Source organism: Flagellimonas aquimarina (assembly GCF_003149745.1).
Taxonomy (GTDB): domain Bacteria; phylum Bacteroidota; class Bacteroidia; order Flavobacteriales; family Flavobacteriaceae; genus Flagellimonas; species Flagellimonas aquimarina.
In genome coordinates this window covers 243,298-266,509 of sequence record NZ_QGEG01000003.1, presented here as the reverse complement: position 1 = coordinate 266,509, position 23,212 = coordinate 243,298, and the positions used below count along the sequence as shown (strand labels likewise).

General features: G+C 38.6%; 19 protein-coding genes and 2 tRNA genes. 13 read left to right on the top strand and 8 right to left on the bottom strand.

Annotation, left to right across the window (positions count from 1 at the left end; genetic code table 11):
* Together DKG77_RS17250 and DKG77_RS17245 are read right to left on the bottom strand one after the other, a co-directional pair.
* On the bottom strand, positions 1–208 hold a 208-nt coding region (locus tag DKG77_RS17250), incomplete at its 3' end, for a hypothetical protein (RefSeq protein WP_207785466.1).
* 33 nt (positions 209–241) lie between these two features.
* Complete coding sequence (locus tag DKG77_RS17245) at positions 242–505, bottom strand: hypothetical protein (RefSeq protein WP_165819403.1); 264 nt, start codon at positions 503–505, stop codon at positions 242–244.
* Positions 506–566: 61 nt separating this feature from the next.
* Here DKG77_RS17245 and DKG77_RS14410 point away from each other — a divergent pair, with 61 nt between their 5' ends.
* The 3 genes from DKG77_RS14410 to DKG77_RS14400 are packed head-to-tail and all read left to right on the top strand — an operon-like array spanning position 567 to position 6,157.
* Positions 567–3,209 carry a T9SS type B sorting domain-containing protein gene (locus tag DKG77_RS14410; RefSeq protein ID WP_165819402.1) on the top strand — a complete coding sequence of 881 codons (2,643 nt, stop codon included), beginning with the start codon at positions 567–569 and terminating at the stop codon, positions 3,207–3,209.
* A gap of 7 nt (positions 3,210–3,216) precedes the next feature.
* The gene (locus DKG77_RS14405) at positions 3,217–4,209 is read left to right on the top strand and encodes a PorP/SprF family type IX secretion system membrane protein (protein ID WP_109664384.1); all 993 of its coding nucleotides are present in this window, start codon (positions 3,217–3,219) and stop codon (positions 4,207–4,209) included.
* Position 4,210: 1 nt separating this feature from the next.
* Positions 4,211–6,157 (top strand): OmpA family protein, encoded by a 1,947-nt coding sequence (locus DKG77_RS14400; RefSeq protein ID WP_109664381.1) that lies wholly within the window; start codon positions 4,211–4,213, stop codon positions 6,155–6,157.
* 1 nt (position 6,158) lies between these two features.
* Here the strand turns inward: DKG77_RS14400 and DKG77_RS14395 are convergent, their stop codons facing one another.
* Complete coding sequence (locus DKG77_RS14395) at positions 6,159–7,412, bottom strand: NRAMP family divalent metal transporter (protein ID WP_109664379.1); 1,254 nt, start codon at positions 7,410–7,412, stop codon at positions 6,159–6,161.
* A 93-nt stretch (positions 7,413–7,505) separates the two neighbouring features.
* Here DKG77_RS14395 and DKG77_RS14390 point away from each other — a divergent pair, with 93 nt between their 5' ends.
* The 5 genes from DKG77_RS14390 to DKG77_RS14370 all read left to right on the top strand — a co-directional run bounded on the left by DKG77_RS14390 (position 7,506) and on the right by DKG77_RS14370 (position 13,876).
* On the top strand, positions 7,506–8,504 hold the full coding sequence (locus tag DKG77_RS14390) for an alpha/beta hydrolase (protein ID WP_109664376.1): 999 nt from the start codon (positions 7,506–7,508) through the stop codon (positions 8,502–8,504).
* A gap of 62 nt (positions 8,505–8,566) precedes the next feature.
* Positions 8,567–9,166 carry a TetR/AcrR family transcriptional regulator gene (locus DKG77_RS14385; RefSeq protein WP_109664373.1) on the top strand — a complete coding sequence of 200 codons (600 nt, stop codon included), beginning with the start codon at positions 8,567–8,569 and terminating at the stop codon, positions 9,164–9,166.
* A 184-nt stretch (positions 9,167–9,350) separates the two neighbouring features.
* Positions 9,351–11,729, top strand: a complete 2,379-nt coding sequence (locus DKG77_RS14380) for an efflux RND transporter permease subunit (protein ID WP_109664370.1) — start codon at positions 9,351–9,353, stop codon at positions 11,727–11,729.
* Between the two features lie 27 nt (positions 11,730–11,756).
* Positions 11,757–12,539, top strand: coding sequence for an outer membrane lipoprotein-sorting protein (locus DKG77_RS14375; protein WP_109664366.1), 783 nt, complete (start codon positions 11,757–11,759; stop codon positions 12,537–12,539).
* A 134-nt stretch (positions 12,540–12,673) separates the two neighbouring features.
* Positions 12,674–13,876: a hypothetical protein gene (locus tag DKG77_RS14370; protein WP_133248462.1), complete on the top strand. Its 1,203-nt coding sequence runs from the start codon at positions 12,674–12,676 to the stop codon at positions 13,874–13,876.
* Here DKG77_RS14370 and DKG77_RS14365 read toward each other — a convergent pair.
* A complete protein-coding gene (locus DKG77_RS14365; RefSeq protein ID WP_109664361.1) occupies positions 13,873–14,244 on the bottom strand; it encodes a hypothetical protein in 372 nt (123 codons plus the stop codon). The two genes, DKG77_RS14370 and DKG77_RS14365, sit on opposite strands and share 4 nt — an antisense overlap.
* 550 nt (positions 14,245–14,794) lie before the next feature.
* Between DKG77_RS14365 and DKG77_RS14355 the strand changes: the two genes are divergently transcribed.
* The gene (locus DKG77_RS14355) at positions 14,795–15,208 is read left to right on the top strand and encodes a hypothetical protein (RefSeq protein WP_109664355.1); all 414 of its coding nucleotides are present in this window, start codon (positions 14,795–14,797) and stop codon (positions 15,206–15,208) included.
* A 10-nt stretch (positions 15,209–15,218) separates the two neighbouring features.
* A complete protein-coding gene (locus tag DKG77_RS14350; RefSeq protein ID WP_109664353.1) occupies positions 15,219–15,617 on the top strand; it encodes a hypothetical protein in 399 nt (132 codons plus the stop codon).
* 229 nt (positions 15,618–15,846) lie between these two features.
* Here the strand turns inward: DKG77_RS14350 and DKG77_RS14345 are convergent.
* The 3 genes from DKG77_RS14345 to mutS all read right to left on the bottom strand — a co-directional run bounded on the left by DKG77_RS14345 (position 15,847) and on the right by mutS (position 18,707).
* Positions 15,847–15,930: transfer RNA gene (locus DKG77_RS14345), tRNA-Leu, on the bottom strand.
* Positions 15,931–15,968: 38 nt separating this feature from the next.
* Positions 15,969–16,041, bottom strand: a tRNA-Gly gene (locus tag DKG77_RS14340).
* 83 nt (positions 16,042–16,124) lie between these two features.
* Positions 16,125–18,707 (bottom strand): DNA mismatch repair protein MutS, encoded by a 2,583-nt coding sequence (mutS, locus tag DKG77_RS14335; RefSeq protein ID WP_109664436.1) that lies wholly within the window; start codon positions 18,705–18,707, stop codon positions 16,125–16,127.
* 152 nt (positions 18,708–18,859) lie between these two features.
* Between mutS and DKG77_RS14330 the strand changes: the two genes are divergently transcribed.
* Positions 18,860–19,390, top strand: a complete 531-nt coding sequence (locus tag DKG77_RS14330) for an RNA methyltransferase (protein WP_109664433.1) — start codon at positions 18,860–18,862, stop codon at positions 19,388–19,390.
* Positions 19,391–19,517: 127 nt separating this feature from the next.
* On the opposite strand, the gene folK is transcribed toward DKG77_RS14330, so the two are convergent.
* Positions 19,518–20,657 (bottom strand): 2-amino-4-hydroxy-6-hydroxymethyldihydropteridine diphosphokinase, encoded by a 1,140-nt coding sequence (folK, locus tag DKG77_RS14325; protein WP_109664350.1) that lies wholly within the window; start codon positions 20,655–20,657, stop codon positions 19,518–19,520.
* Positions 20,658–20,728: 71 nt separating this feature from the next.
* On the opposite strand from folK, the gene sppA reads away from it, so the two are divergent.
* Together sppA and DKG77_RS14315 are read left to right on the top strand one after the other, a co-directional pair.
* On the top strand, positions 20,729–22,489 hold the full coding sequence (gene sppA, locus DKG77_RS14320) for a signal peptide peptidase SppA (RefSeq protein WP_109664348.1): 1,761 nt from the start codon (positions 20,729–20,731) through the stop codon (positions 22,487–22,489).
* Between the two features lie 5 nt (positions 22,490–22,494).
* Positions 22,495–23,202 (top strand): queuosine precursor transporter, encoded by a 708-nt coding sequence (locus DKG77_RS14315; RefSeq protein ID WP_109664345.1) that lies wholly within the window; start codon positions 22,495–22,497, stop codon positions 23,200–23,202.
* Positions 23,203–23,212 lie beyond the last annotated feature (10 nt).

The following is a 23,212-nucleotide window of genomic DNA, read 5'->3' as shown; positions in this document are numbered from 1 at the left end:
GGTGCCCCATCGGCTCCGTCGTTTCCTGGTATTCCCTGTGGTCCCGGTGCTCCGTCAGCTCCGTCGTTTCCTGGTATCCCCTGTATTCCCTGTGGTCCCGGTGCTCCATCAGCTCCATCATTCCCTGGTATTCCTTGTGGACCCGGCGCCCCGTCGGCTCCGTCGTTCCCTGGTATCCCCTGTATTCCTTGTGGGCCCGGTGCCCCATCGGCTCCATCGTTTCCTGGTACTCCTTGTGGACCTATTGGCCCTGCCGGACCCGGTGCTCCGTCGGCTCCGTCATTCCCTGGTATTCCCTGTGGTCCCGGTGCTCCATCGGCTCCATCGTTTCCTGGTATTCCTTGTGGACCTGGTGCTCCGTCAGCTCCATCGTTTCCTGGTATTCCCTGTGGACCCGGTGCTCCGTCAGCTCCGTCGTTCCCTGGTATTCCCTGTGGTCCCGGTGCTCCATCGGCTCCGTCATTCCCTGGTATCCCCTGTATTCCTTGTGGTCCCGGTGCTCCATCGGCTCCATCGTTTCCTGGTATTCCCTGTGGANTACGGTCCAGGTCAACGGTGACACGACGGTGGAGGCCAACGAGACGTTCTCGGTAGTACTGAGCGCCCCTGTTAACGCGACCCTTACGGACGATACGGGCCTTGGGACGATAAACAATGATGATAATGCCGCCGTCACCATTGCAAATGCAAGCGGAGCGGAAGATGGAGGAGATATTACAGTAACAGCCACTTTAGACAATGCTGTTGCAGGAGGTTTTACGGTACAGGTTTCTTCTGCTGATGGTTCAGCAACCTTAGCGGATAATGATTATACTGGGATTTTACAGACTCTCATTTTTACAGGAACTGCTGGCGAAATGGTGAATTTTGTAATAACACCAACAGTGGATGCTATTATAGAATTGAATGAAACGTTAATTGTCTCAATGGGAAGCCTAGGATCAACTGCATTAACCGTTGATATATCAGATACAGCAACTGTAACGATAAACAATGATGATACTTGCGCTGCGGGAAATGCAGCACCAGTACTTGACGGTTCGGTACTTTCGACTTTTTGTGATGCATTTTCACAAGACCTCGATTTGTATACGATGAGTGTTCCACCAGCTGGATCAGACTTGCGTTGGAATGCTAGCGCAGATATTTCCAATAGTGGTACTTATTTGCCAACCAGTACAGTAAGTTCAGAGGGCACCTATTTTGGTTTTTTCTATGATGCATTAAATGACTGTACTAGTTCAACTTTCAGTGTTACATTAACACAAAATACAACACCTTCACCGGGTACAACAACTAACATTGCTACTTGCGATAATTCAGGTGAAGGGGATAGCGTAGTAGATTTAGATGATCAATTAACAGGAGCAGATGCAGGTAGTTGGTCTTTAACTGGCAGTCCAGGAGGAGCTTCTATTACCATTAACGCTAGCAATATTGTAAACTTTAATGGACAGCCTTTAGGGGATTATACCTTTACATATACTACATCTGTAGCGAGCCCACCTTGTGTGGACCAAACAGTTGATTTAACTGTTACCGTAATTGATTGTGCAATTCCTTGTGATGCGGGAACCACGGCACCTAGTTTGGATACTTCTCAGCCTACCGAGTTCTGCGATGTTGTTGCTGCGGATTTAAATGATTATGTAACCAATGCGCCACCAGCAGGAAGTGTGCTTACTTGGAGTACTGACCCTGATCCCTTGGCGACTATTGCACACAGAAGCAACATTGTGTCGGCCCCGGGATCTTATTTTGGTTTCTTTTTCGATGTCGCAAACAATTGTGCGAGTCCTGTACTGACGGTTTCATTGCTTTTAAATGTAACGCCAACTATTGATAGTACCACAGGAGATACTCGTTGTGGAGATGGTACACTAACGTTAACTGCCTCAGTAAGTGACGGGAGTCTTTTAAGTTGGTACGCTAGTGCAAGTGGTGGGGCTGTTTTAGGAACTGGCGAATCTTTTGAGACACCATCAATTTCAACAACTACATCCTTTTTTGTGGAAACTACTGCTAATGGGTGTTCTTCAGTAAGATCAGAAGTACTTGCTACTGTAAATCAAATACCTTCACCGGGAACACCAAGTAATACCTTGGCATGCAATGCAGCAGGAAATGGTGGCCCAACAATCATAGATTTGGATGATACACTAACAGGTGAAGATTCTGGAATATGGGCAATTATTACTGATCCATCTGGAGGAACTCTATCAATAGGTTCAGATAATAATGTGGATTTTGAAAGTTTACCTTCTGGTAATTACGTGTTTGAATACACTACAAATGGAGCTGGCGCACCTTGTGTTAACAGTTCTGTGCAAGTAACTATTTCAGTAAGCAATTGTATTGTAGATTCTGATAATGATGGTTTAACGGATGGAGAAGAAAATGATTTAGGTACAAACCCTAACAATCCTGATACAGATGGTGATGGTTTAACAGATGGTGAAGAGGTATTGGTGGTTGATGATCCAAGTACAACAGCGGTTCCAGAAAACGCCACGAATCCTCTTGATAGTTGCGATCCTTTTTTGACTCCAGCTTGTAATCCTGAATCTATTGATTTGGCAATTACAAAAGAAGTTGATAATGATACACCATTATTGCAAAGTAATATAATCTTTACTATTACCCTTGAAAACACAACAATGGATAGGGTATTGGATATTCTTGTCAATGACTTGATTGGAAATGGGTTTCAATATATTTCCCATACCGCATCAAAAGGGTTATATGATCAAACTACGGGAGTTTGGTCCATTGCCGAATTAATGCCTCAGGAAAGTGTTATTTTAGAAATTACTGTAACCGTCACCACTTCGGGGCAGCTTCAGAATACCGTAACAATAGCTTCTTCATTTCCAATAGATGTTGTGGATTCCAACAACACGGCAATGGTTGCTGTTCAGGTGAATCAAAGTCCCTGTCAGGATCCCGGGACCTTGTGTAATATTTTTTCTCCAAATGGGGATACGAAAAATGACACTCTTAAGCTTGTACAACATGAGCTTTTTCCAAGCAACAAACTTGAGGTATTTGATCGCTATGGAAATAGTGTCTTTGAGATGCAAGGTTACGATAGCTCTTGGGATGGAACAGGTAGTAGCGGTAATTTACCAAAGGGCACCTATTTTTATATTTTAGACCTTAATGGAGATGGTGTTGAAATTGTAAAAGGTTGGATTCAAATTATAAGATAAATGAAACATGCCAAATAAAATTGGTTTAAAAACATATTGGATATTTGGCTTACTGCTGATTGGAATTATGGGCATTTCCCTGGCTCAAAAAGAGCCCCAGTATACACAATACATGTACAATATTGGAAGTTTTAATCCTGCGTATGTTGGAACTGTAGAGTCCGCTGAAGTTGCTGGATTGTATAGAGCGCAATGGGTTGATATTCCCGGTGCGCCAACTACAATGCGCTTTGGTGTGAATATTCCATTTGCAAATGAAAAAACGGGGCTGGGCCTTAATGTGGTGCACGATGAACTGGGGCCTTCAACTCAGACGTTTATCAACCTGGCATATTCGTACCAGATCAATATTTCAGAGATAACAAAACTATCCTTTGGGCTGGCGGCCGGAGGGTCACTTTTAAGCTTGGACTATTCCGAAGGGACTCTTGATGACCCATCAGACCCAACAATACTGGGTGAAAATTTAAATGATTTTTACCCAACCGTTGGTGCAGGACTCTTTCTTTACGAGGAGGATTGGTACATGGGAGTTTCTGTTCCCAATTTTTTAACCAATGGATTGTACAATGACGAAGTGGCAACTATAGTTGAAGATAATATGCAGTTCAATGTAATTGGCGGATATGTTTTTCAATTATCGGACAGAACTAAGTTTAAGCCAGCATTTTTAGTGAACTATCTTGAAGGATCTCCAGTAAATGTAAATCTATCCGCAAATTTTCAATTTATAGATGCTCTCACGATAGGTGCTTCCTATAGATTTGACAATGCAGTTAGCGGTTTAGCGGGCATTCAGGTTTCTAATGGGTTGTTTTTAGGGTACTCGTATGATTACAACACGAATGGACTAGGAGAGTTTAGCGGAGGCTCTCATGAAGCAATACTAAAATTTTATATTGGACGAGGTGGTTTTGGAAGCGGAGGTTCCAAAACAAAAAATAAAAGCAAAAAACTAAAAGGTAAACCAAAGCAAATAGATTCCCCAAGATTTTTCTAATATGAAAAAAGCAAAAAATATAAGTACTACACTATTGGGTTACTTTTTGGGTATTGCCTTTTGCTTTGCTCAAAGTAAAAGTTCCAAAGGGGATGATTACTTTTTTCAGTATGACTATAAAAACGCAATAAGCGCTTATGAGCTGGATTTAAAAAATGGTACACTATCGGAACAACAGTTTTTGAACTTAGCAGATGCCTACTTCAAGACAAATAATTTTGAAAAAGCTTCAGACGCCTATCTTTCTTTATACAAGAAGGATACTTTGATGAGTAATCACCATTTTAATAAAATGATGCAAAGCTTGTCAAAAACCACTAAAAAGGAGAGGAAACAGGCATTTTTGGCAACAATGTCTTCTAGCTTTCAAAAGGAGTTTTTAGAGAATTTGGAATTTAACACTCAACTATTGGAGGATAGCAATACAAATGGTGGGATGGATTTTCAAATTTTCAACTTAAATGGCAATAGTCCGCAGTCAGATTTCTCACCCTCGTTTTATGGAGGGCAGTTATTATTTTCAAGTGGAAGATTACAAGATACAAAGCGAAGATATGTTCCAGCAAATGAGGGGTATTTAAATATTTATGAAGCTGGGTTACAAAGCAATGGTCAAATATCAACTGCAATACCTTTTTCCGGAATTACCAGCTCTAACTACCATAAGGCGACACCTTATTATTCACAGGCCTTGAGAAGTATTTTTTATGTATTGTCCAATTCGGAGGATGGAGAACTCTCTTTTGATGAGAATGGAAAAAATGCACTGGCAATAGGGATGCAGGTAAAGGATGGAAGGTTTCAGTTGTTACTTAAAGATTTAAGCACTTCTTTTTACTATCCTTTTTATGATGAAAAGACGGAAAGACTATATTTCGCCGCCAATTTTGATGATGGCTTTGGAGGCACAGATATTTATTTTGTTCACACCAATAGGGGGCAGATAATGTCGGCGCCTATAAATTTAGGTCCTAGGATAAACTCAGCTGGAAATGAAATTGCTCCTTACATTTTTGAAGATAGTTTCTATTTCTCTTCGGATGTTTTTTACGGACTTGGCGGAATGGATATTTACAGGTCCAATATTGATGGGGGTACATTTAGTATTCCTATTAATCTTGGAATGGGTATTAACTCTTCCGATGATGATTTTGGTTTAATAATGAGGAACGATGGGGACGGGCTTTTAGGATATTTTTCATCAAATAGACCTGGCGGAAAGGGTAAAGACGATTTGTATGGATTCAAGGTGGATAAGAAACCAGGGCTTAAAACTATTGCCTTAAAAGGAAAGGTAGTAAAGCATGTTAAAAAATCCAAGTTTGTTGATAAGGCAGCCGTAAGACTATGGGATATAAATGGTAACATGTTGGCTGAAACATATACTGATGATGAAGGAAATTATAGATTGGAGATTCCTTGGGAAAAAGAGTTAGTATTGGAATCTTCAAAAGAAAGGTATTCCATGTTTACAAAACGCTTTACAGAAAAGGAATTGGATGGAGAAGAAAGTATAAATTATGATATTAGTATTTCATCATATGATGATTTAGTTGAAGAAAAAGAGGGGCAAGCTGTTGTAAAACTTGAAAAATTCTTCTTTGGAAGAAGCGCATCTCAACTAACTCCGGAAATAGAAACAGAACTTGATAAAGTTGTGCTATTTGTAAGGGATTTTCCATCCGTACAACTTCGAATAGAGACCTATACGGACAGTAGGGGAGGTAGCAGCACTAATTTTAGATTGACACAGAGCCGTTCAGATGCTATTAAAAAATATTTAATTCAAAATGGAGTGCCATCTTCTAACATAATCTATTCCATTGGCTATGGTGAGGATAAAATTTTGAATAATTGTACTAATGGGGTTTTCTGTTTGGAAGTATTACACAAGCAAAACCAAAGATCAATGATTGTAATTCTTAATGACAATGTTCTTTTCGATTAAATCAATTTAATACCATCCAACAATAGTATAGTGCAAAAAGGGATAAGAAAAATATGCCTAGATAGGTTAATATTTTTAACCCCATTTTTGGTCTATGTTCTTTCGGAACATCTTTCCCCATTACCGTTTTAAGGTTCATCCATCCAATTAGTGGGGCCATAACAAAAGAAACAAATGTGGCAAGCGCGACAAGATTGGCCATGTTGGCACCAAATACAGAAATAACCACCCAATTGATCAAAGCCATAATTAAAACAGCCATGGCAAATGTATTTTTGTTCTTAAGCGCTTTTTTATGAGGGAAAAGTTTCTCCAGAACATCTATGCTCACTCTGGACACTGCATCATGAGCAGTCATACAAGTACTGAACATAGTAGCAAAGGCAGCGATTGCAATTAAGATATATGCCCAACTGCCAATATGAACAGTGAACAAGCTTACAACCTGATCGGCAAAAATGACCGCACTTCCACTAAGTTCAGTTCCCGTGACATATAAGGTCATCCATCCAATGATTAAAAAGAAAACAGCGAGCAGTGCCGTTAAGATGTATCCCACATTAAATTCTTGAAGAGCAAGCTTTAAAGAAGGCTTTTCTTTCATGGTTTTCAAATTTTCCATGCTCCAAAGACTCACCCATCCAGAAGCTTCAACGGCTGTTGGCATCCAACCCATAAGTCCTATTAAGAAAAGTATGCCCACTTCATTGAAAATTTCAGGTCTTTGGAATGCTTCTATATTGGGTACGGGTCCCTTTTGTAGCACTAGCACAGTAGTAATGATCAAAGCGATGAACAGAATGGAAATAACCGCTTTTAAAGAATTCTCTAGAAATTGATACCGGCCTATTATCAGGATAGCGCTTATAAAGGCAAAAAGACAAAGGGCTATCGCGCTTACTCCCATTGCGGAAATATTAAACAAATTCATGAAGAGTCCGGCGGTGACTACATACAACGCGGCCAAAATTGTGAATGTAGACACAATGGTCACAAAAGCATAGATCCAAAGATATTTTCTGCCCAAATTCAAGTAGCCTTGTACCAAACTTTTTTCAGTAACCGAAGTGTAACGTATTCCAAACTCAAAAAAAGGATATTTCAATATGTTTGCAAGCAGTATGGGGATAACCATGACCCAACCGTATTGTGCGCCTGCTTTTGTTGATAATACCAAATGTGAAGTGCCTATGGCCATACTTGCAAATAACAATCCTGGCCCTAGGTTTTTAAGAAGAATCTTTAGTTTTGACATGAAAGGTAAATGTACATCTGTCTAAAATAGTATATTTATGTTACTCCTTGAAAAATACGTTCTTTAGGGTACAATAGACACAAAATTGTTTAAATGAAAATACTTCTTAAAACCCTCAAAGCCCTTGCCCTTATTATTGCCATTGTAGCTGTTGTTTACGCTTTTGGTCCAAAAGTGGAAAAACCAAACTTGGATAAAGTACTGCCAGAAGTAAGTTCAGATTTGGTTGAATTGGAAAAATGGATACATAAAAAGGAAGAGGCCACCACCAATATAAAACCTGAAAACAATGCAAAGATTATTTGGTTTGATAGTATCCCATCAAAAACGGAGTATAGCATTGTATATCTTCATGGGTGGTCTGCGAGTAGGATGGAAGGAAACCCATTGCACTTGGATACCGCCAAGCGCTATGGTTGTAATTTATATTTACCTCGTTTAGCAGGGCATGGATTAAATGAGGAAGAGGCAATGCTCAATTTAACAGCCAATGAAGTGTTAGACTCCGCAAAAGAGGCTATAGCTGTTGCAAAACAGCTAGGGAACAAGGTAATCATAATGGCCACATCAACAGGAGGTACACTAGCATTGCACCTTGCAGGAGGCGATCAAGACATAGCGGGAATTCTTTTGTATTCGCCCAATATTGAGATATATGACAAAAATGCGAAGCTTTTGGCGGGTCCATGGGGAGTAAATTTGGCAAGAGCGGTTAAAAAGAGTGATTATCATGAGTTTGAAGCTAGTGAAGAGAAGAGAAAATACTGGACTAATAAATATAGAGTGGAAGCTTTGACACATTTACAAGCGTTGGTGGATAATACAATGGTACCAGAGACTTTTCAAAAAGTAACGCAACCTGTTTTTCTAGGTTACTTTTATAAAAATGATTCGATACAGGACAATGTTGTATCTGTACCGGCCATGTTAGAAATGTACGAGGAACTGGGAACCGCAACCAATTTAAAAAGAAAGGTTGCTTTCTCAAATGTGGGAGATCATGTAATGACCTCCTCCATTACTTCCAAAGATTTGGTTTCAGTTAAAAAGGAGACGGAAAAGTTTTTTGAGGAAGTGTTGAAATTCCAATAAAGTGTTAAAATTTGAGTTTAGTTTTGTTAAACTAGACGACTGGTCATATATTTGGTCCTTCAATGGAAATTAAAACAATAAAAGGAGAACAAAAGAGTGATGCACTTCTTGAAAAAGGGATGGAAATCCTTTGGTCAAAAGGGTACAATGCCACTAGTGTAAATGATATTGTCCAGGCAGCCGGTGTTCCTAAAGGTTCATTTTACTTCTATTTTAAAAGTAAAGAAGACTTTACTGTAAAAGCCATTGGTAAGTATTTTGACACAATGTTTCCTCCAGCATTGGAAATTCTTAAGGATAAGACAGTTTCCCCCAAACATCGAATTTTGAACTTTTATGAGTATCGCACTAAAGTGTTAAAGGAGGAGTTTGACTGTAAAATGGGATGCATGGGGTGTAATCTGGTTAACGAAATGGCGGAACATAACGAAGAAATTCGTTTGGCAGTACAAATGAAAACTGAGATTGTGAATTCCCATATAACATCCGTAGTTATTGAAGGACAAGAAAACGATGAAATTAACCCCGATATAGAAGCAACTAATTTGGTTGCCTTTATGGAGGATGCGGGCAGAGGGGCAATGGTCTCAATGAAAGAACAAGATAGTTCTTATCCTATTGATAATTTCATGAAAATGATACGAACGCTTATACTTAATTAATTTTTTTTGAAACAACTAATAGATGACCAGTCATCTATTAGTTGTTTGTGTTTAAACAAATTATGGATTCAATCACCATATTTTAAAGTTGACCAGCCAACTATACTTAAAAAACCAAAAATAATTGTCCAATTAAAAACAATGTAAATCGTCTAAAACAAACATATTAACAAACCTTAAATAAATGAACGCAATCCAAAAAACGAAAAATGCAACCAATGCATTCGCTAAGAACTGGGCCAACTTTGTAATTAAATTTAAATGGCCGGTTCTATTATTGACCATTTTATTGGCCATGGGGCTTGGGTCTCAAGGCAAAATGGAATTTGACGGAGATTATCACGTCTTTTTTAGTGAATCTAACCCAGAACTAGAAGCATTTGATGCACTCCAAGAAAAATACACAAAAGATGACAATATCATCATTGTTCTTGCTCCTAAAAACGGAAACGTTTTTACCAGAAATAACCTTATTGCCATAGAGGAATTGACTGCAGATGCTTGGAACACCCCTTACTCATCTAGAGTGGATGCAGTGACTAATTTTCAGCATACAAGCGCAAATGAAGATGACCTTTATGTTGATGACCTTTCCTACAACTCAGCTACTAAAACAGATGCCGAAATTCTTGAGATTAAGGAAAAGGCACTTAAGGAGCCCTTGTTGGTTCATAGGATCATTAATAAAGAAGGAAGTGTCACTGCTATTAACGTTACCGTTCGTCTGCCAGGGGAAAATAGTGCCGCTGAAATTCCAGAAGTGACTATCGCAACCAGAGAGATGATTTCCAAGTTTCAAGAAAAGCATGCAGAATTCGATGTTTATACGACCGGATTGGTTCCATTGAACACTGCATTTTTTGAATCATCTCAGAAAGATTTAATGCTTACCGTGTTAATGTTGTTGATTGTTGTTGTGGTTACATTGGTACTCACTAGAAACATTTTTGCCACCATAGCAACTTTGTTTGTTGTACTGTTCTCGATTATGAGTGCAGTGGGTTTCATAGGGTTAAATGGAATTAAGTTGACACCCCCCTCAGCTGTTTTTCCCACTATGATATTGACTTTGGCAGTTGCGGATAGCATACATATCCTTATCACATATCTTCAAAAAGTTCGCAAAGACGGATTGGAAAAGAAAGAAGCTTTGGTTGAATCTATGCGATTAAATTTTATGCCAGTGTTCATCACCAGCTTAACCACGGTCATAGGATTTTTAACCCTAAATTATGGAGACGTACCTCCCTTTTGGGATCTAGGAAACATTGTTGCCTTTGGTATGTGCATGGCCTTTTTATTTTCAACGACCACATTACCTGCATTAATGGCAATCTTTCCAATATGGAAATCTAAAAAAGTGAAGGAACAAAAGGATGGTAAATTAGGTTGGTACACTAATTTGGGGATGTTTGTGGTTAGACAGCCAGTTAAACTGACCGTGATTTCCATAGTGGTTATAGGACTGCTTACTTTTTTGGCAAGGAAAAACGTGTTCAATGATGAGTTTGTGGAATATTTTGATACTACCGTTCAATTTAGACAGGACAGTGATTTCATAAACGAAAACCTTACTGGGTTTTACAATGTTGAGTTTTCCATAGGTAGCGGAGAAAGTGGAGGAATCAACGACCCTCGGTACTTACAAAAACTAAATGAATTTGAAGATTGGTTGGAAGATCAACCAGAAGTTGTTCATGTAAACGCCTTTAGTGAGGTTGCCAGAAGGGTAAACCGCTCTATGCACGGAGACAATGAATCTTTTTACAAAGTACCGGAGAATAGGGAAGAAGCTGCCCAGTATCTTTTGCTGTATGAGCTTTCACTTCCTTTTGGCCTGGATTTGAATAATCAAATCAATGTGGATAAATCAGAATCTAGGGTTACTGTTACCCTTGAGAACAACTCAAGTGCAGAAATGATTGCCTTTGCAGAACGGTCGGAAAACTGGTTGAAGGATAACGCACCGGAATCCATGCACGCACTTGCCGTAAGTCCTACTCTAATGTTTTCCAAACTAGGTTTCCGTCAGGCAGATAGTATGTTTAAAGGAAATATTATCGCACTCATTCTAATTTCACTCGTCCTAATGATAGCCTTAAGGAATTTTAAACTTGGGTTATTGAGTATTATACCCAATGTTGCTCCTGTATTGGTAGGCTTTGGCCTATGGTACTTGTTAAAAGGAACAATTAATACAGGTATGGTAATCGTTTTTGGAATGACCTTAGGAATCATTGTGGATGACACCGTTCACTTTATGAGCAAGTTTTTACGTGCTCGAAGAGAATTGGGATATGACGCAAAAGCGGCTATCATTTATGCCTTTGAAACTGTTGGTAAGGCTTTGGTGACTACTACGGTGGTTCTTTTGGCAGGTTTCATAGTGCTTTCAACATCTTCTTTTGCGCTAAACAGCTATATGGCCAGAATTACCGTAATCATCATTATAGCAGCATTAATTATTGATTTTATTCTCTTGCCTTCATTATTGATTTTGGTCAGCAAAGAGAAAGAGGAGCCCGTAAGAAAATCCAAAATGCAAGTGCAATTGGACAAATAGAAATTATAAACACAAACAATTTACAAAATGAAAAAAATAAAGTTTTTTACCTCAATAACTGCTTTGATACTTGCTATTTCTGGTATTAATGCACAATCAAATGAAGAGCGTGGTTTGCAAATAGCAAAGGCAGCTGAAAAGGCAGATGAAGGATTTGGAAGTTCAATTGTGGACTTGAAAATGACCCTCAAAAATAAAAATGGACAAACAAGTGAGCGTTTTTTAACTACCCGCACCTTAGAATTAACGACGGATGGTGATAAATCCTTGATTGTTTTTGAGAGTCCAAAAGATGTGAAAGGAACGGCGACCCTTACGTTTACCCATAAAATTGGTACAGATGATCAATGGTTGTACCTGCCTTCCATTAAAAGAGTGAAAAGAATCTCCTCTAACAACAAATCCGGTCCTTTTGTGGGCAGTGAATTTGCCTACGAGGATTTGTCTTCTCAAGAAATAGAGAAATACGCTTACAAGTTTATAAAGGAAGAAGGCGACTTTTTGGTTGTAGAACAAGACCCAGTTGATCCTAAGTCTGGTTATACAAGAAGAATGGTAACCTATAATCAGAATAAGGGGTATAGGCTAGAAAAAATAGAGTTTTATGATAGAAAAAACGCATTATTGAAGACATTGACCTATAGTGATTATAAGCTGTATAAAAATAAATTTTGGAGGGCAGCAACCTTTACCATGGTCAATCACCAAAGCAATAAAGAAACGCTGTTAAAATTTGGGGAGTATAATTTTGGGGCAGAACTGGCAGAAGAAGATTTTACAGAAGTAGCATTAAAAAGAGCAGGCAGCTAGTTTGCTGCAAAGTTTTGTATAGAAAAGTTGTATCAAAGCCAGGGTACTCTCTTTAATGAGCTTTGGGGTGTGATAGTGTAAAGCTTGTAAATACCTTGGCCTTGTTTTTTAACCATATTTTATCAGGTGCAAGAATGAATAAACCGCTGCATGTTTTAGCAGGTATACTTTTTATGGGTGCCTTTTCAGTTAGCGCCCAGCAAGAGGAAAAGCCAGTTCAGGAATTAGAACTGGAACTGGAGGCTGAGTACCGTTATTTTTTTAAGGATGCCCAGTTTACAGGACAATTGGACCATTATCCTTCTATTGCCATAAGACCAGATTATGCCATAGAATGGAATAAAGGGTATGAAAGTATTAATTTTACGGGCTTTCTTAGAGTGGATAGGGATGATGAACGTACCCATTGGGATATACGGGAGTTGTACTACCAAAAGGCTAAAAGTAACTGGGAACTTAGTGTAGGGCTTAAAAAGGTCTATTGGGGGGTGGCGGAAAGCAATCATTTGGTAGATATTATAAACCAGACTGATGCCGTAGAAACCTTTGATGGAGAAGAAAAACTGGGCCAACCTATGGTTCAATACAGTTACATTACCAGTAAAATAGGAACTTTTGATTTTTTCTATTTGCCCTTTAATAGAAAGCGAACGTTTACTGGAGATAAAGGAAGATTGCGCTTTGGAACTGTAATCAATCAAGATGATATTGACTACGAAAGTGGGGCCAAAGAATGGAGACAAGATATTGCGGTACGTTGGAAACACTATTTTGGGGTTTTCGATGTTGGACTCTCCCATTTTTATGGTACAGGGCGCGAACCGCTATTTATCTTTGACCCGGTCGGTAATATTGAGTCTTTTTATCCGGTAATAAACCAGACAGGGATAGATGTGCAGATTACGCATGACGCTTTTCTGTGGAAACTGGAATCTATTTATAGGAATGCAGATACGCAGGATTTTGTTGCACTGGTAGCAGGATTGGAATATACGTTCAGCAATATTAATGGAAATGGACTGGATATTGGTCTGTTGGGAGAATACCTGTATGACGAAAGAGATGAACTTTCTTTAAATGCATTGCAAAATGATGTTTTCTTTGGTAGTAGGTTGGCTTTTAATGATATTCAAGACACGTCCATATTAATTGGGGGAGTGGCAGATTTAGAATCTAGCAGCAAGATTTTTAGCTTGGAGGCCTCTAGACGCTTTGGTTCTAACTGGCGAGCAGAAATAGAGGCTAGGGTTTTTACTGATATTGATGATGTGGAACTGATTCTTTCCAACTTTAGGGAAGACAGTTTCTTACGTTTTACCCTTTCAAGATTCTTTTAAAGCTTACTCAAACTTATCTTGTTTAGGGACTGTGCAAAAGCCCCGATCTTAAGATCGGTCTTGACGTCTGGAACTTTTGACAATAAATCATTGTATTTCTCCAAGTTGATTTTTTTTTGTTCCATACCGTGAAAGAGTTTGTTGGCTTTTATCTGTTCCCTGAAAGCGAAAAATACCAGGATAGCAGAAAGACCATTGAGAAAGGGAGCGGTCAATCCCCCTATGGTATCACCTATATTCCCCGTGTTCTCAAAACTGACCCCGGTAAACCAAGTTTCATTCGTAAATGCCCAAGGGATAACATATATTATAGACATTACAATTATAAACAGTAGTGCCAAAAGGCTGATTTCAGATAATTTTTTCATTTCCAAATTGATTAAGATTTCTCTCACAAAATAAGAATACATTGCATTATCCTTTTCTCTATTTACTGTTAAGCGGTTCTTGGACTACGATTGATTCTGTAAAACATTGCAAGAAATTTCGTATCTTGTTGTATTCCCCTTAAATTTTTTAAAGCGTTTCCCCATTTAAAATCAGTATCATGAAAAAATCTGTTTTTTATTTGGCTACAGCATTCGTTTTTATGGCTGTCAGTTTTTCTTGTAGGCCGAAACTAGGCACAACCCACAACGAATGCCGAAAAACATGTTCGGAGCAGGCAGAGGCAAAAAAGGTAGCTTGTTATGATAGGTGTCAATGTTACCATAAAAATGGGCAGGATATCGATAAATGCAATGCGGAGTATGATGCTGGTATCAAATAGCAATTTACCTTTCATACTACTCTTGTTTTTGTTCTAGGTCCAATTCCAAATAGTTGCATTGATGTACTTTTTGGAAGCTTTTTTTTCAATATTTAATCTAATTTGTTATAGTCCAAGGACTTTTATCAACTAATTCTAATCATATTATCATGACTGAAAAAATATCCAACAGCTGTGAAGGCAATGGGTGGCATGAAGTTCCAAATACCGGAGATGATGCTGCATATCCAAGAGATTGGTACTCGGACTCTTGGGATAGAGGGAATGAATATGCAAGAGGAAAAGCAATTGTAGATTGGCTGAATTCCATGGGTTTTTCTGTTTCTGGCCATCCACATAGAACAATTCCATTTTGCAATGAGAACTCCTGTACTGGGAACAAGAAATGTTTGCCACAGGTAATTGAATCAGACCCAAATGACACGGTAACAATTAAATTGGTCAGTGTTACAATGCCCGGTAACAAGGTTAAAGAAATGTATTGGGCATTTGCCAAGGACAGGGGCAGAATCAAATTAAGAGCTACTTCTTGCAAATGTGTAAGTGTTCCTCAGGAATTTTAAAACATTAGAAATGGAAAAAATCAAAATGACCAATACGTGTGATAAAAACACTGTATGGCAAGAAAAACAAATTGATAACACAGTACCTGATGAGGTTAAATCAGATTCCTTTGAAGAGGGAGATGCTTGGGGTCAGGCAAGGTCTATTAGGGATTTGATGCTTTCTCTAGGATTTACCCGTCAACAGTGGGAAGCTTTATGCACTGGCAAGTGCACTAATGATACAAAACAATGTCTACCAAAGGAAATAGTTCGCACACAAACGGACAACCTAATTATCCAGAAAATAACAATGGATTTACCTAACGGAAAAAAACGTACTATGTATTGGGCCTTGGTCAGCACGAGACCTGGTACTATGAAAATTAAAGCAACCGACTGTGAATGTGTGACCGTACCATATTTTTAGTCCACTTTTACACTTTTGGTAGGACTTTACGGATAAACTTATGGTATAATTTTTCACGATATACAGAGGTTTCCGACATAATATCTCAAAACATCGATAAAATGATGTTATGTGCATATTCTGGACTATCAAACCTTGAAAATGATGAAAAAACAGAGATTGTTGTTTAATAGTTGTACAGAAAATAAAATAAAACCCTGAAAATCATTTGATTAACAGGGTTTTTATGTACTCGAGGCGGGACTTGAACCCGCACGGGCTAATGCCCACAGGATTTTAAGTCCGGCGTGTCTACCAATTCCACCACTCGAGCAGGACTTAAATAAAAAAACGCTGGTTACCAGCGTTTTGAGCGAAAAACGGGATTCGAACCCGCGACCTCCACCTTGGCAAGGTGATGCTCTACCAACTGAGCTATTTTCGCATTTTAAAGAACATTCGCAGACAACAGATTTTGCCGATGCGGATGCAAATTTAATACATTTCTGTAAAATAGAAAGAACTTTTTTAAGAGGATGCTGTTTTCTTTTTACCTAACAAACGTTTAATTTCATTAAGCTTCATAAGTGCCTCAACAGGAGTGAGTGTATCTATGTCCAGATGTAAAATCTCTTCTTTGATTTCTTCTAAAAGGGGGTCGTCCAAATTAAAGAAACTCAGTTGCATTTCGTTTTGAGTTGCTTGTAATTTATCTGTCATTTCCTCGCTAGAATGGGATTTTTCCAACTTTTGAAGAATCTTATTGGCTTTCTGGATCACTTGTTGTGGCATTCCGGCCATCTTTGCCACGTGAATACCAAAACTGTGCTCACTGCCACCAGGAACGAGTTTTCTAAGGAAAAGTACATTGTTCTTCAGTTCCTTTACAGATACATTGTAGTTTTTAATTCGACCAAACGTAGAGGTCATCTCATTAAGTTCGTGGTAATGTGTGGCAAACAACGTCTTTGCACGAGCAGGGTGTTCATGAAGGTACTCAGAAATGGCCCATGCAATAGAGATGCCATCATAGGTACTGGTACCCCGCCCAATTTCGTCTAAAAGTACCAAACTACGTTCAGAAAGGTTGTTTAAGATAGAGGCTGTTTCGTTCATCTCTACCATAAAGGTAGATTCTCCCATAGAAATATTGTCGCTGGCGCCAACACGGGTAAAAATTTTGTCCACTAGACCAATGGTAGCCTCTGATGCTGGCACAAAGCTTCCCATTTGTGCTAAAAGAACAATAAGGGCCGTTTGTCTTAATATGGCCGATTTACCACTCATATTGGGACCAGTAATCATGATGATTTGTTGCTCATCTCGATTTAGGGTGACATCATTGGTAACATAACTCTCGCCTAGGGGCAATTGTTTTTCAATTACTGGATGTCTACCATCTTTTATTTCGAGTTTTGTGGAGTCGTTTACCTCCGGAATAACATAGTTGTTTTCTTTGGCCAATTGGGCAAATCCACAAAGGCAATCTAATTGTGCAATTAAGAAAGCATTTTTTTGAACGGGAGCTATATATTCCTGCATCCAGACCAAAAGTTGCTCAAACAATTGCTGCTCCAATTGATAGATGCGTTCTTCAGCGCCTAAAATTTTGGCTTCGTATTCTTTTAACTCTTCCGTAATATAGCGCTCTGCATTGACTAGGGTTTGTTTTCTGATCCAGGTTTCGGGCACTTTGTCCTTATGGGTATTACGAACCTCAATGTAATAACCAAAAACATTGTTGGAGGCTATTTTAAGAGAAGTAATTCCGGTTGATTCCGTTTCTCGGGCCAACATTTTATCCAGATAATCTTTACCGGAAAAGGCCAGACCTCTTAACTCATCCAACTCTGTGGAATATCCTTCGGCAATGGTATTCCCTTTTTGCAGATTTATTGGGGCTGCCTCATTGAGGACTTCCTTGATTTTTGAACGTAAAGCTTCACAAGCATCCAATTGTTTCCCAATGGATTTTAGGGAGTTGTTGGTGCTCTCCAGTGCTAATTGCTTTACAGGAACAACGGCCTCCAAAGAATTCTTCAATTGAACTACTTCTTTGGGGTTTATTTTTCCAGTGGCCAATTTGGAGATCAAGCGTTCCAAATCGCCCATTTGTTTTATCCAATGTTGTACTTTCTCAAGTTCATCTTCTTCTGTGGTTAGATAAGAAACAACTTGATGACGTTGCTGAATTTTTTCAATATTTTTTAAAGGAAGTGCCAACCAACGTTTTAATAACCTTCCTCCCATGGGAGAAATGGTCTTGTCAATAATGTCTAAAAGGGTAATGGCGTTAAGGTTGTTGGAATGATAGAGTTCCAGATTCCTAATGGTAAACCGATCCATCCAAACATATTCCTCTTCAGCAATTCTTTGTATTTTATTTATGTGTTGTAATTGTCTATGTTGCGTCTCGGATAAATAATGCAACACGGCTCCTGAAGAAATAACACCATGGTTTAAATGGTCGATCCCAAAGCCTTGCAAAGTGTTGGTCTTAAAGTGAGAGGTTAGGCTTTGGTTGGCATAATCTTCCTGAAAAATCCAATCTTCCAAAAAGAAACTATGAAATTGTGTTCCAAAAATCTCTAAGAACTCCTTTTTATGGGCTTTAGAGACCAAAATCTCGTTTGGTGCAAAGTTCTGCAGTAGTTTATCCATTTGTTCCGCAGATCCTTCGGAAGTTAGGAACTCTCCTGTAGAAATATCTAAAAAAGAAATCCCAAACTTGTTGCGCCCAAAATGTATGGCACACAAAAAATTGTTGCTTTTGGCCGATAGAATATCATCGTTAAGAGCAACCCCTGGCGTAACCAACTCGGTAACACCTCGTTTTACAATACTTTTGGTTTGTTTAGGGTCTTCTAGCTGGTCGCAAATGGCAACCCTTTGGCCTGCTTTTACGAGCTTGGGTAAATAAGTGTTTAATGAATGGTGCGGAAAACCGGCTAACTCTGTTTTATCACCTCCGTTGTTTCTGTATGTTAGAATAATACCTAAAATCTTAGAGGCTTTTATGGCATCTTCTCCAAAAGTTTCATAGAAGTCTCCAACTCTAAAAAGTAACAATGCATCAGGATGTTTGGTCTTGATAGCATTGTACTGCTGCATCAAGGGGGTTACTTTCTTTGTTTTTTTTGTAGCTGCCAAAGCGATATTATTCCTTTATTTTTGTCTGTAAATCAGATTAGAACGAATGTAGCGCTTTCCAGATGTTTCAAAAATTTTTGTTGATATTTTGAGGGTGATAGTTGAAAAATATGATGCGTAAACTAGAAAATAGCGAATTGGAACGGTTGGATATACCAACTTTTAAGAAAACTAAAAAATCTCCAATAATCATTATTTTGGATAATATCCGCAGCCTTAATAATATAGGTTCGGTATTCAGGACAGCAGATGCTTTTTTGGTGCAAAAGATCTATTTGTGCGGCATAACGGCAACACCTCCGCATAAAGACATTAGGAAAACGGCTTTGGGAGCAACGGATAGTGTGGACTGGGAGTATAGAGAAAACACGTTGGAACTTGTTGGGGAGTTAAAAAATAAGGGGATACAGGCCATAGCAATTGAACAAGCGGAAAATGCTGTCTTGTTACATGAGTTCAACCCGGGAGAAAACGAAACCATAGCGCTTATTTTTGGCAATGAAGTAAAAGGAGTATCTCAAGAGGTGGTTTCTGCCAGTGATGTAGTATTGGAAATCCCACAATTTGGCACAAAACATTCTTTAAATATTTCGGTAAGTACGGGAGTTGTTGTGTGGGATATTTGGTCAAAACTAAATGTATAAAACAAAAAAAGCCCTGAAAATTCAGGGCTAAACATATAGTTTGAGTTAGTTAGTTTCTCAATTAGAGAGATCTAATAAAATAAAACCATTCGTTATATCCAAACATTTTCCCAAAATTCTCCTAAAATTACAGCAAAAGAATTCGCTCATCCAGTTGCTCCAAAATGGATTCATAATCAGATTTTTTGTTTACAAAGTCTAAGTCGCTCAGATCCAAAATCATACTATTTTGGTTTGGATGCCCCTTTATAAAATCCAGGTATCCTTTGTTTATTTTTTCCAAATAGGCCGCATCAATATTTTGCTCATAATCCCGTCCCCTTTTTTTAATGTTTGCCAAAAGCCGTTCAGTATTTTGGTAGAGATATAGATATATCTGTGGTTTTCTAACTTCTTTGTACATGAAGTTGAAAACTTTTCTGTAAAGGTTGAACTCTTCTTTCTGTAGGGTGATATTTGCAAAAATCAAGGATTTGAAAATATCATAGTCGCTGACCATAAAACTCTTAAAAAGGTCAAACTGTGAGGTGTCATCAGTAAATTGTTGGTATCGATCAGCTAAAAAGGACATTTCCAGCGGAAAAGCATATCGGGCTTGATCATCATAAAATTTGGGAAGAAAGGGATTGTCCGCAAAACGTTCCAGAACCAATTTGGCATTAAAATCTTCAGCGATCATCTTACACAAAGTAGTTTTGCCTGCACCAATGTTGCCTTCAATAGAAATAAACTGAAGCTTGGAAAAAAGCGCCAATCTATTTTTAAATAGTTGGAGTTTGGTTTTTTCGAGTTTACTACGGTCCTTGCACTGCTGCAGTAAATTGCGAATGTCCTTCTTATGAACGGGATGATAATATTGAGGCGCAATATCTGCCAATGGTTTCAAAACAAAATTTCTACTGTCCATTCTAGGGTGTGGAATATCCAATTCCGGAGTATGGATAACTTCATTTCCATAAAGGATAATGTCAATATCCAGTGTTCTGGAGTGGTAGCCATCTTGAGCGGAGCGCTCTCTACCAAAATTCCGTTCAATTTGAAGGAGTGTCTTAAGAAGTTCCATTGGGAGCAGCTCTGTATTGATGGCAATGCATACATTCAAAAAATCCTCACCTTCAAAACCAACCGCAGGATTCTCATAAACAGCTGACAATGCCAGAATATCTCCTGCTTTCTGCTGAATCCGAAATATAGCTTTTTGGAGCGTGAGATAACGATCGCCCATGTTGCTGCCCAAAGAAAGATATGCCTTTTGTTTTTGACCCATAATCAAGGAAACAAAGTAAACAAAACAATACAACAATGGTTATATTTGACCTAGAATAAAATTTTTTTTAGATGAATTTTTTGAGAAATCTGTTGGCTGCGATTTTAGGATGTTTGGTGGCGTTTGGAATATTGCTGGGAATGTTCTTCATATTCTTGGCTTTAATTGGTAATGCAGAAGATGCGGTGGTTGTAAAAGATGGCTCAATTTTGGAGTTAAGCTTTACGGAACCCATTAAGGATTATGTAGGTAAGGATGAAACAGACCCTTTTGGTGGACTATGGGATAATGAAGTTGGCCTTGATGATATATTGCATACGATCAAGGTGGCTAAGGAAGATGATAGAATAGCGGGAATTAGTATGACCACCAGTTTTGTGCAAGCTGGAATGGCTCAGGTGCAAGAAATACGAAAGACTTTGTTGGATTTTAAATCCGCAGAAAAATTCATCTATGCCCATTCTGACTTTTATACCCAAAAAGATTATTATTTGGCCACTGTAGCAGATGAATTGTATTTAAACCCGGTTGGAGCCATGGATTTTAAAGGATTGGCCACTGAAGTGCTTTATTACAAAGATTTGCAAGAGAAAACCGGTGTTAAAATGGAAGTAATTCGCCACGGAAAGTATAAAAGTGCAGTGGAGCCATATTTGGCCAATAACATGAGTCCAGAAAATCGTACTCAAATAAAAGAATTGATTACTTCTATTTGGGATGTAATGTTGGGTGAAATTGGAAGTTCTCGCGGCATGAGTGGTGAAAGATTAAATATGATTGCCGATACTTTGGGCGGACGAACGCCAGAATATGCTGTAAAGTCCAATCTTATTGATGGGAAAGTATATTTTGATGAATATGAAGTACTGCTAAAAAACAGAATGGGAATGGATGAGAGTGAGGAGCTTAACTATGTGGATTTTCAAGATTATGTTCAAGTGGCAGGCAAAAAAAGATTGTTAAAAGGGAAGAATAAGATTGCAGTAGTATATGCACAAGGTGAAATCTATTATGGTGAAGGTGGCAAAGAGTTCATAGGACAGGGCCTGCTAACAAGAGCACTACAAAAAGCTGTGGAAAATGAAAATGTGAAGGCCATTGTAATGCGTGTAAATTCGCCAGGTGGAAGTGCTTTGGTATCCGACATAATTTGGCGAGAGGTGGAACTGGCAAAAAAAGTAAAACCCGTTGTAGTTTCCTTTGGAAATGTAGCAGCTTCAGGAGGGTATTATATTGGCGTGGCCGGCGATAAAATATTTGCAGAGCCAACAACCATAACTGGGTCTATTGGTGTTTTTGGAACAATTCCCAATATTAATGAATTGGCAGGTAACATTGGAATAAATGCAGAGCAGGTAGGTACAAACAAGAATTCTATAGACTATTCCCTATTTGAACCCATGAGCGACTCGTTCAGAAGTGTGGTTCAGGAAGGTATAGAAAATACTTACGAAACATTTTTAGAGCGTGTGGCCGCTGGAAGAAATATGACAGTTGCAGCAGTGGATTCCTTGGCACAGGGCAGAGTTTGGAGTGGTGTAGATGCTAAAGAAAATGGACTGATTGATGAGTTGGGAAGTTTGGACAATGCTATTGAAGCGGCAGCGGAAATGGTAAACTTAAGTTCCTACGGAATTCGAAAATATCCAAAATATAAATCTGATTTTCAGCGTTTGATGGAAGATTTGGGTGGAGCAAAATCAAAAATAGGTGAAGCTTTGATTCAAGAAGAGATTGGTATAGAAGCATATCAATTTTTAAAGGAATTCAAACAAATTACAGAACAAAGAGGAATTCAGGCCAAAATGCCCTTTAGCTTAAACATTAAGTAGTCAGGATGACGCAAAAGGACAAAAGAGTAGCGTTCTCCATTTACCTCTATTTAGGAGCTCTGTTCATTACCTCTTTGGTGGTGTCTAACCTTATATTTCAAAAATTCTTTTATTGGCAGCCCCTTGGAGATGTTACCATTTTTGGAGCTCCTTTGTTTGAATTGTCCGTTGGCATTCTTCCTTACCCGATTACTTTCTTAATCACCGATTTAATTTCCGAGGTCTATGGAAAGAAAAAAGCAAATCAAGTGGTTACCGCCGGAATATTTGCTTCATTGTTCTCTATGCTCATTATTTTTGTTGCCAATGAAGTTCCAGCAATAGAAGGTTCACCTATTAACAATGAAATCTTTACCAAAGTTTTTGGTTTATCACCTCTTGGAGTATTGGCATCTATGTTAGCCTATCTTTTTGCCCAATATATAGATATCTCCATCTACCACTTTTGGAAAAGAATAACAAATGGTAAGATGCTTTGGCTAAGAAACAATTTCTCAACCTTTTCATCTCAACTTGTAGATACCGTTACGGTGGTTGGTTTGTTGTGTACTTTTGGAGTGCTGCCTTGGGATAAATTCTATGGTTTGGTCATCAGTGGATTCGTCTTTAAAATTTTTATTGCATTGTTGGACACCCCTTTACTATATCTTTTCGTATATCTATTACGAAAAAGATTTAACCTAAAATTAGGGGAGGAAATATCTTTAGATTAAGAGCTTCTTG

Excerpts from the sequence above, each read along its gene's own strand:
- DKG77_RS17245 (WP_165819403.1), bottom strand. The coding sequence starts at position 505 with ATGGAGCACCGGGACCACAAGGAATACAGGGGATACCAGGGAATGACG.
- DKG77_RS14405 (WP_109664384.1), top strand. The coding sequence starts at position 3,217 with ATGCCAAATAAAATTGGTTTAAAAACATATTGGATATTTGGCTTACTG.
- DKG77_RS14400 (WP_109664381.1), top strand. The coding sequence starts at position 4,211 with ATGAAAAAAGCAAAAAATATAAGTACTACACTATTGGGTTACTTTTTG.
- DKG77_RS14395 (WP_109664379.1), bottom strand. The coding sequence starts at position 7,412 with ATGTCAAAACTAAAGATTCTTCTTAAAAACCTAGGGCCAGGATTGTTA.
- DKG77_RS14390 (WP_109664376.1), top strand. The coding sequence starts at position 7,506 with ATGAAAATACTTCTTAAAACCCTCAAAGCCCTTGCCCTTATTATTGCC.
- DKG77_RS14385 (WP_109664373.1), top strand. The coding sequence starts at position 8,567 with ATGGAAATTAAAACAATAAAAGGAGAACAAAAGAGTGATGCACTTCTT.
- DKG77_RS14380 (WP_109664370.1), top strand. The coding sequence starts at position 9,351 with ATGAACGCAATCCAAAAAACGAAAAATGCAACCAATGCATTCGCTAAG.
- DKG77_RS14375 (WP_109664366.1), top strand. The coding sequence starts at position 11,757 with ATGAAAAAAATAAAGTTTTTTACCTCAATAACTGCTTTGATACTTGCT.
- DKG77_RS14370 (WP_133248462.1), top strand. The coding sequence starts at position 12,674 with ATGAATAAACCGCTGCATGTTTTAGCAGGTATACTTTTTATGGGTGCC.
- DKG77_RS14365 (WP_109664361.1), bottom strand. The coding sequence starts at position 14,244 with ATGAAAAAATTATCTGAAATCAGCCTTTTGGCACTACTGTTTATAATT.
- DKG77_RS14355 (WP_109664355.1), top strand. The coding sequence starts at position 14,795 with ATGACTGAAAAAATATCCAACAGCTGTGAAGGCAATGGGTGGCATGAA.
- DKG77_RS14350 (WP_109664353.1), top strand. The coding sequence starts at position 15,219 with ATGGAAAAAATCAAAATGACCAATACGTGTGATAAAAACACTGTATGG.
- mutS (WP_109664436.1), bottom strand. The coding sequence starts at position 18,707 with ATGCAGCAGTACAATGCTATCAAGACCAAACATCCTGATGCATTGTTA.
- DKG77_RS14330 (WP_109664433.1), top strand. The coding sequence starts at position 18,860 with ATGCGTAAACTAGAAAATAGCGAATTGGAACGGTTGGATATACCAACT.
- folK (WP_109664350.1), bottom strand. The coding sequence starts at position 20,657 with ATGGGTCAAAAACAAAAGGCATATCTTTCTTTGGGCAGCAACATGGGC.
- sppA (WP_109664348.1), top strand. The coding sequence starts at position 20,729 with ATGAATTTTTTGAGAAATCTGTTGGCTGCGATTTTAGGATGTTTGGTG.
- DKG77_RS14315 (WP_109664345.1), top strand. The coding sequence starts at position 22,495 with ATGACGCAAAAGGACAAAAGAGTAGCGTTCTCCATTTACCTCTATTTA.